This window comes from Prevotella sp. P5-126, assembly GCF_002251185.1.
Taxonomy (GTDB): domain Bacteria; phylum Bacteroidota; class Bacteroidia; order Bacteroidales; family Bacteroidaceae; genus Prevotella.
On record NZ_NPIZ01000110.1, the window covers coordinates 1 to 14,748 of the forward strand.

Consider the following 14,748-nt stretch of genomic DNA (forward strand, 5'->3'; position numbering starts at 1 on the left):
ATTGAAATGGATAAATATAAAGATTTACAATGTTCAATTAATGACTCCAATGGAGACATTATAAAATTGACTGCAAAAATTTATCATAACACAATAAAAAAATAAGTCATGAAGAATGTAAACAACCTTCGTTTTAAGCGAACCTTATTTGTTGGTTTGGGTGGTGCTGGTGCCAAAACACTGCGTCGTCTTAAACAAGACATAAAGGATGCATGTGGTGAATTGCCTAAACAAGTGAAATTCCTTTTGGTTGATACCAATGCAACCGACCTCGCTAATTACCGCGATTTTGATAACAATGAAAAAATTTGTATTGCTGTAAGAGAACCTTATCAGCGCTACCAGCATGATATATCTCTTGCAACACACGAATTTATTCCAAAACAAAATGTTCATTCCCTTCTTGCCCTTGAACGAGGTGCAGGTCAAATTCGTTCGAATGGACATTTTGCTGTTATTGAGAGTCAATATTCAAATAAGTTGTCAAGAGTATTCAGACATACCGCAGAAGAACTTGAGAATATTGATATAAAAGGTGAGACTTTGGAACGAGACCCCAAAATAGAGGTTCGTGTAGTTTTTTCTTTGGCAGGTGGAACTGGAAGCGGAACATTTCTCCCAATTTCAGTTATTATTCGCTCTGCAATAAAACATTGCGAAATTAGTGCTTATGTATATTCTGCAACACATTTTGAGCGTTTTGTCGAAAAAAGTGCTAAGTACTCTGTTATGCAAAATGCTTATGCTTCAATTGCGGAATTAGACTACATGATGCATTTTGGCATGAAAGATGGTATTCATGAACCAATAAAGTTCAATTTTGGTCCAGAAGATAATCAACATATTACCCAAAGCAATAGACCTTTTGAGGAAGTCTTTTATATAGACAAAATAACTGGCCTGCCAACATCAGACACGGTTGAATTTGCATACAATGAACTAGATAGAGTGCAGCAAAATACAGCAGATGCACTATTCCTTGCTTCAACAAATATAATTTCTGCGCATACGGGAACTGTTGATAATGTGCGTCAAAAAGTTATGGAAGGTCAGTTCGATGTAAACGACAAATTCGCTTGGGTTTCAGGTTTTGGTTTGGCTGAATTGTATTTAGATCCGCAGAGCGAAGATGCGCCAAAAGTAATTAATGCGGGTAAGATGTCAATTCTCGCACGTTCTGGTGATTGTGACCTACCTGAAGATTTAAAGGGGAAAATTATCTCCTCATTCATGAAAGATTGGGATGAGTCACAGGGAGAACTAGATGGTGATCCTATATTGAAGAACTTTTTAACCAATGATGAAATTAAAAATTTCTGTTTCCAATTTCATAGAGGTTCCAAAGTGACTAGTGAAGAGTATGACGAGAATGCTCCAACACTGGATGGTCTTCTAGACAAAACTGTTCATGCGCAAACTTCTGCGATAACAACACGCTTAAATGATCTCTTTGCCAAACAAGTAGGAGAACTTCTTTATTCTTTGTTTGATGTTGATGAATATAGAGGATATTCATTTAGTGGTGCTCACGGGAAAAATTTGGGAATTAGTATTTCTTCAGTACGAGAAGTACTTAATGGTATAGTCGAAAAGCTACAAGCATCTCAAAGCAAAATCCAAGAGGAGCTTAAGGGGCATGAAGCAGCCCTCACGAAAGCTATTCTAGCTTATCAAACGTTTAGGGATAACAATGGTGGCAACCAACCTGTTGCGATTCAGAATATCGCATGGTACAAAAAACCATTTGTAAAACCTACTCAGACTCCAAATGTAGTTAATACTCCCACAAACTTTGATGGAAAATTAGCTGATTTAAAAGCAGAGGCATTGTTTCTAAAATATTATTGCGAACGTGATAATAAAACCATCAATGTTATCAGCTCCTGTATCAAGCATGTTGAGTCCGTATTAAAGACTCTTGAACACTGGCAATATGTTCTAAAAGCCGCATACACTTACGGTACGGAAAAACACATAAAGGTGGAAAATGCAAAGAGTGCTACAGAACGCCCCGAGAACAAAGTCGAAGTTCAAATGTTAGAAGTTGACGATTATCGTTTGTCACTGGATGATATTCGACGACATGTAAAGGATTTTGATGATAGTTTAGAGAAAGATGCTGATACTGCCAAACTAACTTTTGACAATATTTGCAGAGAGATTTCAAAAAAGTCTGGTTCCCTCCTCATATACCTTGAGGAAGGTCTAAAAAAAATTGAGAAGAAAGATAATGACCAATTCAATCAAGATGAGCGAACCGAACTTCAAAAAGCGATAGACCGTTTAGTTGATTTGGCAACTCCTTGTATGCAGATTGATCGCCATGGGTATGGAGAAAGGGTTAAGGTAGACCAATTCTGGTACATTATGACCGATTGTGGTAAAGACAAGTATGCAAGCAGCAAGGAAGAAAGAAAGAGAATTGAAAACGACTCTGTAGGTGGCAAATTAAAGAATCTGATAGAACGTAATGCTCTTGATGAGAAAGTAAATCTTGTTCACGTCTCTGGTTGGCATAACAAAGCCATCCTTTATCGAGTTAAAGCAGCTGTGCCTCCATATTTTGTTGAGGGTGTATGCACTAGCGAATGTGGTGGCATTACTCTTGAAAGTTGCTACGAAGAACTAAAGAAGACAAAACGGACGTATACTCCGTTCTGCCACGAGACCCTTCGTCAAAAGCTAGAAAATGCCATTACGGTTCTAAAACCTCACGATTCAACTTCTGATGATATTGCCATTAAACATTGGGTTGATTTTATGATTGCTAATTACATAGCTGTTCAGAATGAAAAAAACATTTGGGGAGAATGTAATGGATTAAGAGGAGTTTATACAGTAAATTCTCAAACCCTAGGTCAACCAATTACTGGTGACGTTTTGGTTACTGAAAAAATTTATACTTTGGGGGGTGGTAATAGAGTCGATGCATTCAATATGTTTACACGCTATTGTCAAACTTTGATTAAAGATAACGAAGAGTATCAAGAATATATATCTTCAGACCATGAGGATAAATATTATGCAAAATTTACGATTACTCCAGAGGATTACTTGGACAAAGTATTGGTTGAGCATTACAAATTTAGCAAAGATGTGATAACGGGAATGCCAGAGAACAATCAAGATAAAATTCTAATCCGAAAGGAGCTGGCAGAACTGAGCAGACGTCTTGAAGAGTTGAAAGAAAAAGAATTAATGCTTGAAAAGAATGAAAGTATAATGCAAAGTCATTTTCATAATCAAAATGACTCATCAAAATAATATTTGCAAATTACATAACTAATGAAGTACACTCTTCAAATAGCATTTAGTAAGCCTGTAGGAGATATTCTCCTACGGGTTTGCGAATATGCCAAAAAATATGGTAGTAGTTCAGCAGATTATATCAATCCTCTTCTGTTTGATTTTTCTGATGATAGCGTTATCGAAGTGAAGCGACCTGAGAAAAACTGTCCAGTTGCTGATACTTCGCTATTTGCATTAGAAATATTCAATGGAATCCCTTTGCGATGGATGACGAAAAACTCCTGTCAATCATTGAAAGACGAAAATGACATTGAAGAGTTTTTTGAAAGGGAGTATTCTGATAAAATTGTAGAGGAGAAGGATATTGATCCTGAGATGCATATTGTATTCTATGTTCCGTTATACGAAACAGGGATATATAAACATATAAACTATATTATAGATAATCTTCCTGTTGGACACAAATTCGTTGTCAATGTAATAGGAATTACCTACGATGTGGCATGGTCATGTAAAATGCTTCCGACTGATACAGATAAAGAGTCATGTAATGCATCTATGCTGCGAAATATTCAGGAAATAACCAGACGTACTTACTTTGAGAATGACTCATTAATTCCAACTCTTCGTAACGTTTTCATTTTCCAGAATTACAATATAAGTGGTTGGTCACAAAAATTCACAACAAAGAAACTGATAGATATTTGTGCCAATCTTTCTTTGGCAATGGTACAATACTATGATGTTATATGCCATTACTCTTGGAATGATTTTGTTTGGGAGGTGGATGAAAATGGAAAAAGGAAGAAAGAATCAAAAGAACCAAGACGAATCTACGCAATCAACATACAGTCAAGGGTTATAGACTTGTATCTTGCCGTAAATCACATTTTTAGAAATCTTTTCAGTGGAGTTGCAAATGACCATGTGATTGATGACAATTCCATCGATAAAGAGAAAGTAAAAGATGCATATAAGAAAATCCTCGAAGAAGAGGTGAAACTGATAAGTGATTATAAGGATTCACTTGCATCTGGTTTGGCTTCACAATCAGAGTATGATGACCTGTTTTCTAAGGAGGTCAAAGCAAAACTTAAGAACATTATTGAAAGCAATATATCATCATTTAACCTCAATGTATCGGAGCAGCAATATCTTTACTCTTTATTCTCAGATATAAAAGTTGACACAAATTTTGAGAGCAAAGAGTTTGATGACGCTATCTGGCAGTTGGAGGAAATGATGCTCGAACAGTTAGATGGTGATGCTAATCTGTTAGATGCATATCATCGGCTGAAAAGATGTTCAAAGGAACTGACAGAAACAAATGAAAGAATTTCAGAGTTAGAAAACACCATTAGAGACCTTCAATCAAAGATCGATAACGACTATCCCGCAAATGGGGAGATTACAGAAGAAGGTTTCAAAATAGGGAATGAGGTTTTCAAACCATACAAATGCCAAGATGTGCCTTTAGATGCAAATTACGAAGCACCTAAAGACCTTATCTTACCCCCTTCCGTAGATTTGCGGAACGACTTCTCTACCATTCGGAATCAGGGTAATCAAGGGGCTTGTTCTGCCTTTAGCTTAGTTTCGGTTATAGAGTATTTCTTATCGAAGATACTGAAGAAAAAAACAGATTTGAGTGAGGCTTTCGTTTACTATAATGCACGAGATATAAATAATGCAACAGATGAAGACGAAGGCACCAATTTCCACGACATAATTCAATCAATACGCGATAACGGCGTATGTGTTGAGGAGCTATGCCCATATAATCCCGATGTATATAATGAAAAACCATCAGAAGAAGCCTATACGGAAGCAACTGGAAGAAAAATAACAGAAGCCAAGAACGTAGGAATAAATGTCAATGATGTGAAATCTGCTTTGGCGCAGGGGTTTCCTGTTGTCATTTCAGCGAGAGCGTTTGATACTTACTTGACAAATGCCAATGGCGTGTTGAGAACACCTACCGACAAGGAACTTGAAGATGAAACGAAGAATCATGCGATGGTTATCTGTGGATATACAGATAGAGAGGGATTCTTTATTGTCAGGAACTCATGGGGAACGGCATTCGGGGATAATGGCTACTGTTATTTGCCATACGAGTATTTTAGGACACCAAATGCTATTAATCAAGCATATGTTGTAACGGGATTGAATATAGAAGGGTTTGAAGCAGGACAATTACCTGCCGTGGATTCCATACTCGATGGTAAAGATGTTAATGCTCAATACTCTATCTACAAAAATATGCTTTTGGAAGCCAGCCATAAGTTGGATTCCAATCGTAAACGCCTTGACAATCTACGTCAAGAATACATCAGACTATTCAATAAGATTGGTGATTATTCTAACGTTGAGTTAACTCTTAAGGACCTAAAAGAGAAAACAGATCAACAACGAGCAGAATTAGAGGAAAGGCTGAAACAGATTGTCATCGATGCAGAACAAGCAAAACCACAGCAACAGAAGAAAAACTTCTTTAATTTCTTTAAGAAGGATAATGCAGACCACTCTTACGATGATGAGAAGAAACGTATTGAGAGTGAGCTTGAAAGCCTTGACCATTATGCTGACGACGAGAAGCGCAAATACAGAATTCGTCTTGCAATTCTTAATGGTCTAAAGAACATCAATAAAGATTGTGTAGGTGAAAGCATACGCAGGAGAAATCTTAGTGACTATTATAAAGATCAAACTCTACGCATAGAAAAGCAAGACAAAGAAGATGCTAAGGCAATTGAAGAAATCAAGCAAATAATACCATTAGATGACATAGTCGCGAAATTAAAGACTTCAGGTATTACTAACTTGATTTCAGATTTGTCAGATACCATCTCAAAAATTATACATGGTGATATTGGCTTATACGAAATGTCAAGTGACTTGAATGCTAAGATTATCAATCGAATTTCGGAGGAAATGAATCTAAGAATTTCAGACCATTTGAACAATCGTATATATGATAGTTTCTATACTCAAATCAACCGTAGTTCAGTGATGGCCCAAATACATGGAGATGTACCAACTGGATTTGGAGATGAAACAAAATATTTCTTCTGTAATGTTGAGGATATGCCACTTCGTGTTGCTAAAGAATGCGACGGAATAAGATTGTTGCCTATTAGTGATAATCTTAGAATGTGTTTCCTTCACATGGAGAAATACAATGTGGATGACTTTATTGTATTTCGAGAAGCAAAAGAAAAAGCGAAAGCAAGAGAGAATCTTTTGTGTTCAAAGGGCGAATCTGCAAAAAAGGATAAGTATATCGAGACTTGCGTGAGATTAGCAGCACATGTATATGGCAGTTACTCCAACAATATATTGCCAACAAATTGTAAAATCCTTGATGAAATTGATGACAAGAAGACAGGATTAAAAGCAAAGTTTTATGCCTTAGATTCTAAAAATGCAATATGTGCCTTTGCAGGAACAAGAAATCTAAAAGACTGGGCAAATAACATAACCCAAGCCTTTGGAATGTCATCTCAATATGATAAGGCTTTGGAATACGGAAAGATGCTTCAGACGAAATTTCCGAATTACACAATTTCCTTTGTCGGTCATTCACAAGGTGGAGGCGAAGCTGCATATTGCGCCTTGCATTTAGGTGCAAAAGCTATAACTTTCAACCCAGCAGGTTTGAGTCATTTCACGACTTGGAAAGGAAAAAGTCAATTCACAAGATATGTTGAAATACATGCTTATATATTCTGGAATGATGTATTGAATAAACTTCAGGATGCTACAGAGCAATTTGAAGAATTCACTATGTTGCCTACCAGTTTGAAGGCAGATGGCGTAGTTCATTACATCAATGACTATGAGCCTTTAGACCTTACACCTGGTGAGTGGCATGGGATGAAGGGAATACTTAGATATTTTGGAATTAAAGAATAGGTGACAAAATGAATAATAACGGCAAAAGTTGTCTTTGGAATTGGTTCAAGTCCTCCAAGGACGAAGCAACAGATAATAGCCACCCTCTCTCCATCGAGTTAGAACGGCAGATTGGCGAGCAGATATACAATGCCTTGCAGGGCAACATTGTAGAGGAGGTGCTGCGTGAGATAAAGACCTCATCAAGTAGCGATGCCTATTGGCGAAGCAATATGGAAGGACATAGTCTGAAGGTGGAAAAGGAGCTGCTCCCTGACTTCTATCAGCTGTGCCATGAGGTGAAAGAGAAGTTGGGGGTAAAAGATAAAGTGGACTTCTACATCACGGGTGATTCATCAGTGAATGCGTTTTCTGTTGCTGCAGAAAGCGAAGGAGAGCCACATATTGTAAACATCAACTCGGCCCTCTTCGATTTGATGACGACCGATGAACTGCGGTTTGTTGTCGGGCACGAGCTTGGACACCTTCTTAATAAAGATACAGCATTGGCGCGTCTGATTCAGTTTGTGTTTCCACCAAATGCGGAAGTGCCAGTAACCTTGCAATACAAGATAAGGCTGCATGAGCAGTTGGCAGAACTGGTGGCTGACCGTTATGGCTATATGGCTGTGGAGAACCTTGATGTGTGCGTGACCGCATTCTTCAAGATGGCTTCCGGTCTTGATTTGGTGAAGATGAATGTGAGCATTGAAGCCTTGCTTGCAGACAATAACCGCAGGTTGGAGTACTTCCTGAAGGACAAGGGCATGAGTAGAGCATCACATCCCGTCAATCCAATCCGTGTGCAAGCCCTCAATCTGTTTGCCAAGTCGAAATCTAAAGAGGATTTGGATAAGGGCATGGAAGAGCTGATAGCCATCTTACTGAAAGTGGGTGACTGCGAGCAGGACGAATATACGGCAAAGTTCATTGCGTCCGCCGGTCTTATTGTTGCGAATGCTGATGACAACATTGCGAAAGATGAGATAGACCTCATTATCTCTCAGTTGGCATCGTTGAAGATTTTCCCACGACAGTTCTTGGACGAGATAGCAAAGGGCGACGTGATGGAGACATTCAATGATGCGGTGACAAACCTGCTTCGCATCAATCCGGGTATGAGGGACGGAATGCTTCGCTATATGATAGCTATTGTCATGTCAGACAAGATTATAGCCAAGGACGAAGTAGAACTGCTATATAATTTTGGTGAGAGCATTGGGCTGAGCAAAATCGAGGTTGCCAATGCTATTGCGGAATCCATCCAGCAAAGCTATGTGCCGAGCTTGGATGCAATTTGTTGATTTGTAATGAACATAGAAATAAGAGACGCTAAGATAGAGGATGTCGAGATAGTAGCATGGACTGTCTTGACTGCGTTGGACATGGAGACGGATGAAATGAAGAAGTTCATCGACTCCTGTTCGGATGAAAGTACCATGTACTCTTGGAAAAACTCCATTGTTGCCCTTGTAGATGGTGTGGCTGTCGGAAGCCTTATAGCTTACGACGGACGGAGTTACCTGCAACTGAGGCATCGTACATGGGATAGTCTTTGGGACGATATGGACAAAGACTATTTGAGTAAGGTGGAAGCAGAAGCACGTGATGGTGAGTTCTATCTTGACTCAATGTCCATCCGTCCAGAATATAGAGGTATGGGTATCGGCAGGATGCTGATAGAATATGCCATCGAGAAGGGCAAGAGATTAGGCTGCGCCTATTCATCCCTCTTAGTGGACAAGGATAAGCCCAAGCTGGAGGCATACTACCAAGCCATGGGCTTTGAACGATTTGGTGAAATGGAATTTTTTGGCCACGATTATTATAGAATGAGATATGCTAAGTAATATAGATCTTGATTGGTCTTGGATAATAGAATCATTTGGTATTATTGGTTTATTATTCTTTGCCTATATATGGATTTTCAAGCCTGTTGAGAAAGACAGATGGATGTATGGTAATAAACCATTGGTGATGGTTGCAATCATTTCTGCATTTGTTTGCTGTTTTGCATTATCATTATGCCTTGTAGGAGAGTTTTTTAACAGTGACAAAATCGTACATTGGCGTGATGATGATGGTCCGGAAAAAGAAGCTATAGAACATTGGTGGGCGGTAATCAGTCAATTTACAGACCCTGGTAATTTACCCTCCGCATATGGAAAGGGGCGAGTAATCGCATTTATAAGTGCAGTCTCTGGCATCGCATGTTTGTCAGGTCTGTTGGTTTCTTCTATCGTTAATTATCTGTCTCGTCGTTCTCTAAAATGGAAACAAGGCATGATACATTACAACCGTTGTTTTAAGGATTATGTGGTTATCATCGGATGCAATGAACAGACGGCAAATATTGTCAAACTCTCGCTTAAACGAAAAGATGTCAAATATATACTGATACAAACAAGGCAGGATGTTGAGAAAATGCGAATGAGGCTCGACCTTGACCTTGATAAGAATGAAGAAGATAGACTTGTATTTTATTTTGCAGAGCGAACATCTCGCGAAGACATAGAGGCTCTGCATTTAGAGAAAGCAAAAGAAATCTATATCTTGGGTGAAGATGTACATGCTGACAATGAAGAAGATCACGATGTATTCAATATCAGCTGTTTGGAGAACATTTCCGAATACTTTAAGCATGTCATATTAAAAGACAAGAAGAAGGTTCATGTAAGCCTTGAATATCAAAGTACATTTACGGCTTTCAAGTCAACACATATATACAAAAGTTTAGACAAGAATGTCGAATTCCTCCCATTCAATATACATGCAATTTGGGCGAAGAAAATTCTTGTTGATAACTTTGCTATAGTTCCTGTTGGCAAGAAAGGCGAGGTTAAGGTTCAGAATTACATACCAATCGATTCCTACGATGGAATAAAAGCCGATGATGACAAAACGATACATCTCGTAATAGTCGGAATGAACCAAATGGGTACTGCTCTTGGAGTCCAAACGGCTTTGCTTGCACATTTCCCCAATGCTCATAGAGACAAGAATCTAAGAACAACAATTACCTTCATTGACGATCAGGCAAAGAAAGAAGGTGAATACTTTAGAGGAAGATTTGCCACAATGTTTGATTTGTGTCGTTATAGAGTGGTTGAGATAGGTAAAGATATTTGTGGCAAGAAAGAATGGTATGACCCTTTGAGTCAAGATGGCGACGGCAGATATAAACATCTTGGTGAAAATGGGAACTTCATGGACATTGAGTGGGAGTTTATTCAAGGCAATGTGGCTTCTGATGAAATCAGGAAGTATTTGGTAGATGTTGCACAGGACAAAAACAAGATTACGACAGTTGCAATATGCTTCAATCACCCACAGCGTTCAATAGCTGCTGCATTATATCTGCCTGAGATGGTATATCGCAGGGCATTGCAGATATTGGTTTATCAACAGAACAGTTTTGACTTGGCCAACAAAGTGGCTGATGGAGAAAAAGTATGGAAGCGTTATGAAAAGCTTCGCCCATTCGGCATGATAGAAGGAAGCTATACAGAAGATGCATTCGATAATTCTATGGCCAAAATCCTTCACTTCCTTTATGCTAATAACAAGATTGGGATTAGGAATCATGGTGATAATCAGCAGGTAACATATCAATACCAGGAAATAGAAGATATAAGCGCATACGAAGAAATAGATTTTGATTTCGCACGAAAAATTAACAATCTGTGGAACCAGCAGGGCATTGTCGATAAACTTTCCAATATAGATATGGTGGATAGTATTCCCATGAAGTTACGTTCATTGGGAACAACTATAGATGACATTAGTGACTTTACATCCGAGTTGAAAAAAGGGAACAATCTGGAACTAATGGCAAAGGCTGAACATACCCGATGGCTAACTGAAAGAGTTACCATGAATTTTAGGCCATTGGATAATGTTGAAGCTGAATGGTTGCTATTTACGAATAAGGACTTGGATGAAAAAAAACGCAAGAAGGAAAAGAAGTTCAGAAAAGAGAAAAGCCGTGCTCATCTTGATATTTGCTCAAACACTACATTGAATGAGATAGATCCAGGTGTACACTATAATGACATTGATGTAGTTTGCTATATACCACAGCTATTGAAATACAGAGAGTGGATAAATGTTATGAGACTGGCTGATGAAAAGTCCCGCCACTCCATAGCTGGCAAGTTGCTTGGCGATTTTGTCATTTCCAAAGGTGATGGCGGCAACCATTTCGCATTCAAACTAATCGAAAACGGCGACAAGAAATTTTGGATGATGGAAACTGCTGTCTCTCAGCAACAATGGGAAAGCATCATGGGCAATAATCCTGCACAGGATAATGGAACTGACAAAGGACAGGATGACGAAAGTCTAAAAGAGAAGAAATATGTTGGTAGCAATCTACCTGTTATCAATGTTTCTAAAAATGACATTGAAGATTTCCTGAAGGTTCTCAGAAAGATGACAGGACTCCGTTTTGATTTGCCTACTAAAGAAGAATGGGAATATGTGGCGAGATGCACAGCGGAAGAAATAACTGAGAAAACACGCATTGAGGATGCTTTCCGAATAAACAAAGGGAAAGAAGGGAAAAAAGACAGAAAAGGACCATGGCTGGTTGACGACAACAAAGATTTGCAGAGAAACAGCTTGGGTGTATATAATATGATGGGTAATGTTTGGGAATGGACAAAAGAGTCCCCTGAGGATAATCCCAGTTGCTATTTCTTCTGCGGTGGTAGTTGGCGTTTCCGTAAGCTACATAGCGACATAAAAGGCAACTATTGGTATTCGTTCTGGAAGCCAATTCTAAAATCTGATGATATTGGTTTCAGAATGGTATGGCGATTTGACATGCGTAATATTGAAGCTGACAAAGAGCGAGAGGTTGTAGATTTATTAGATAAGGTGGCAACCAATCCAATTGATGAACAAAAGACGATGTCTGCAAATGATATTGTTAAGCTCACGGGTATGATACCTGTGGAAACTGGTTATTTCCTTATGGGAACTGAGAACAATGATACAATTGGCAAGTACAAGAACCCGCTTTTCCCGGAAAATTGGATAGACGAGAATGCAGACGAAGAAGAGACTCCCCATCATTTCGTAAAAATCAATAAGTTCTATATCTCAGCGACACCTGTAACTCAAAAATTATGGAATGCCGTAATGGGTATTGAGGCAAAAATGAACCCAAGTGATAACTTAGGAGACAATAAGCCACAAACCAATATCAGTTGGGATATGATAAAATACCAATTCCTGCCTAAGCTGGAAGAACTGACAAAGTTGAAATTCAGGCTTCCGACAGAAGCTGAATGGGAATACGTTGCCAAAGGTGGACATAAAACTAAAATATGTAAGGAGTTATCAAAGATATTCGATAACGAAAGCATGACAGTTGATGAGAAACAATTAGCTGCATATAAATATTTAGCAGAAGAAGGTCATAAGTATTCCATGTACAGCGGTACGGATGATGCAATGGATTTAGATTTATATATTCATTCAGCTACCGCAGGAGTAAAAGACAGGATGCCTAATGAACTTGGCGTTTATGACATGTCTGGCAATATCTGGGAATGGTGTGAGGACTATTATCAGACCGATTTCTATAATGATTGCATTGAAGGTAAGGGAGATATTGCACAACAAGGCAAACAGGATGAGTATAGGACTAAAGGTTACATAACTGACCCTGTATGCAAGGATGAATCTTACGCAGCTCACACATTTAGAGGCGGTAGCTTCAGATTTGATGCCAAAAGTTGTAGAAATACGAGCGTAAATTTCTGGATTGATACAGATACAGACGATGACTTAGGTTTCCGTTTGGCATTAGACAGCAGTTATGAAAGCTCTTTGAATGGGTTAATAAAGGGGAAAGAATGAATTGGTTGATACTTATATTGGCTGCATTCTTCGAGATTGGATGGCCTGTAGGCTTCAAAATGTCGAGCCTGCATCCTGAGAAATTCGGGTTGTATATCGCTCTTGGCTCATTGAGCATGTTGTTGAGCGGCGTCCTATTTTACTTTGCACAAAAGACCATACCAATTGGTACCGCCTATATCGTATGGACAGGGCTTGGTGCCATAGGGACTTTTGTGATAGGGATATGGCTCTTCGGAGATACATTCTCCGCATTGAAGATGTTCTTTGCCCTTCTGATACTCGTTGGTATTGTGGGTATGGAGGTTTGTAGCAGATAACAGATGTTGGAAAGAGTACAAAGAATCGCCTTGGCTCGCATATTGTCAGACCTCATTGAGGCTGACTTTATCGTAGAAGAAAAAGAGATGGACTTCTTTGAGGAGACTATCTCTAAGGATGGTTTCAACATCAGTGAATCCATGCTTATAGAAGCCAAGAGGATGGATTTTGCGAAAGCCATGTCTATTCTCAAAGAACTGGATGGAGAGACAAGAGAAGAACTTGTAAAGACCTTGAAACGCCTCTCTTTGTCAGATGGAACGTGTGTGCCGTTGGAAGCAGTCTTAATATATTGCGTTATCATGGCTTTGACAGAAAATGCTAATGTCTTTTCTGTGCCGTCTGAGGGTATCAACATGGAGAACATGACCACCGTATATGTAGAAAACACAGAAGGAACAGATATAGATGCTGCCATTCGCAACCAACTGAAACAGATTGAGGAAGAGTTTGCCAATGCAGGCTTTGACTTCATCTATATCCCCAGTGTTGTTGATGATTTTAGAGCGTTGGGTAAGAAATATCTGCATAAGGTGGTGAAATACATGATACCATCTGCTTCTACTCTTCGCATAGATGAGATTTGCTATAGTCTGTGTAATCTGAGTACCTCACGCTTTTGCAGAGACTTGTTATACAAGAAGATTGGTGTAAATCTTATTGATTCCAATCCCTCACTACTCATAAAAATCAACGAGTCGGACATTATCGATTCCTTTGGCGATGATGATGCAGAACGGACGAGATTCAGCAATTTCCTCCAGATTGAGTTGACCGATGATGTGATGAACACCATACATCGGTTGGTGAACACCTATAGAGAAATGATCAATGCCGATATTGTGGCAAAGAGACGGTCGAGAAGCAACAAGTTCCTGTATTTTGGCTTTCATCGTTCGCTCTTTGACTTGATTGCATACGGCAAAGAGAAAAAAGATTGCCGGCTTGTATTTGATTTCTCAACGCATACGGCAAAGGTATATTTTGAGTCTATGGATTGTGATGAGAGATTCATACTAAAACTCAATCCCCAAGAGGCCGCCTTATATATGATGATAGTCCGGAAATCGTTGGAAGGTAATGGACTCGACTGGCGTGAACATATTCCAAAGGCAGAAAAGAAAAAGTTGTTAGGTGAATACAATAATATTTACAGCTATATAGGAAAAGGCAATATCGTGAATGAATATAAAGACAGAACGCAAACCCATCATATCAAGACAAGAATCAAGGTGATGTCGGGATTGGCAAATGCGGAAATGTTCATTCCTGAGCACGTAAAATGTGGTTTGATGTCTTTCTATAGGATAAAAGCCCCAAAAGAGTATGTTACTTTCATTCTTCCCAAAGGGGAATCCTCGTTTCCAACGTTGTAATTTTCGTCTATTATGACAAGAGTATTGTAATTTTGCATTCAAA

General features: G+C 38.9%; 7 protein-coding genes. All 7 read left to right on the forward strand.

The window, feature by feature from the left end; all coding sequences use genetic code 11:
• Positions 1-108 precede the first annotated feature (108 nt).
• From CIK90_RS12990 to CIK90_RS13020, 7 genes are read left to right on the forward strand one after another with little or no spacing between them, the layout of a single operon-like run.
• Entirely contained in the window at positions 109-3,264 is a 3,156-nt protein-coding gene (locus CIK90_RS12990; protein ID WP_094465754.1) for a tubulin-like doman-containing protein, read from the forward strand.
• A gap of 21 nt (positions 3,265-3,285) precedes the next feature.
• Positions 3,286-7,164 (forward strand): C1 family peptidase, encoded by a 3,879-nt coding sequence (locus CIK90_RS12995; protein ID WP_094465756.1) that lies wholly within the window; start codon positions 3,286-3,288, stop codon positions 7,162-7,164.
• A gap of 8 nt (positions 7,165-7,172) precedes the next feature.
• Positions 7,173-8,447: a M48 family metallopeptidase gene (locus CIK90_RS13000; protein ID WP_094465758.1), complete on the forward strand. Its 1,275-nt coding sequence runs from the start codon at positions 7,173-7,175 to the stop codon at positions 8,445-8,447.
• A 6-nt stretch (positions 8,448-8,453) separates the two neighbouring features.
• The gene (locus CIK90_RS13005) at positions 8,454-8,993 is read left to right on the forward strand and encodes a GNAT family N-acetyltransferase (protein WP_094465760.1); all 540 of its coding nucleotides are present in this window, start codon (positions 8,454-8,456) and stop codon (positions 8,991-8,993) included.
• On the forward strand, positions 8,983-13,008 hold the full coding sequence (locus CIK90_RS13010; RefSeq protein WP_094465762.1) for a formylglycine-generating enzyme family protein: 4,026 nt from the start codon (positions 8,983-8,985) through the stop codon (positions 13,006-13,008). The genes CIK90_RS13005 and CIK90_RS13010 overlap by 11 nt, the downstream gene beginning before the upstream one ends.
• Positions 13,005-13,328 (forward strand): multidrug efflux SMR transporter, encoded by a 324-nt coding sequence (locus CIK90_RS13015; RefSeq protein WP_042517689.1) that lies wholly within the window; start codon positions 13,005-13,007, stop codon positions 13,326-13,328. Before CIK90_RS13010 ends, CIK90_RS13015 begins: the two co-directional genes overlap by 4 nt.
• A gap of 3 nt (positions 13,329-13,331) precedes the next feature.
• Complete coding sequence (locus CIK90_RS13020) at positions 13,332-14,705, forward strand: hypothetical protein (protein WP_094465764.1); 1,374 nt, start codon at positions 13,332-13,334, stop codon at positions 14,703-14,705.
• Positions 14,706-14,748: the final 43 nt, after the last annotated feature.

Bases quoted from the DNA above. Each gene is read 5' to 3' on its own strand.
- CIK90_RS12990 (WP_094465754.1), top strand. From the start codon at position 109: ATGAAGAATGTAAACAACCTTCGTTTTAAGCGAACCTTATTTGTTGGT.
- CIK90_RS12995 (WP_094465756.1), top strand. From the start codon at position 3,286: ATGAAGTACACTCTTCAAATAGCATTTAGTAAGCCTGTAGGAGATATT.
- CIK90_RS13000 (WP_094465758.1), top strand. From the start codon at position 7,173: ATGAATAATAACGGCAAAAGTTGTCTTTGGAATTGGTTCAAGTCCTCC.
- CIK90_RS13005 (WP_094465760.1), top strand. From the start codon at position 8,454: ATGAACATAGAAATAAGAGACGCTAAGATAGAGGATGTCGAGATAGTA.
- CIK90_RS13010 (WP_094465762.1), top strand. From the start codon at position 8,983: ATGCTAAGTAATATAGATCTTGATTGGTCTTGGATAATAGAATCATTT.
- CIK90_RS13015 (WP_042517689.1), top strand. From the start codon at position 13,005: ATGAATTGGTTGATACTTATATTGGCTGCATTCTTCGAGATTGGATGG.
- CIK90_RS13020 (WP_094465764.1), top strand. From the start codon at position 13,332: ATGTTGGAAAGAGTACAAAGAATCGCCTTGGCTCGCATATTGTCAGAC.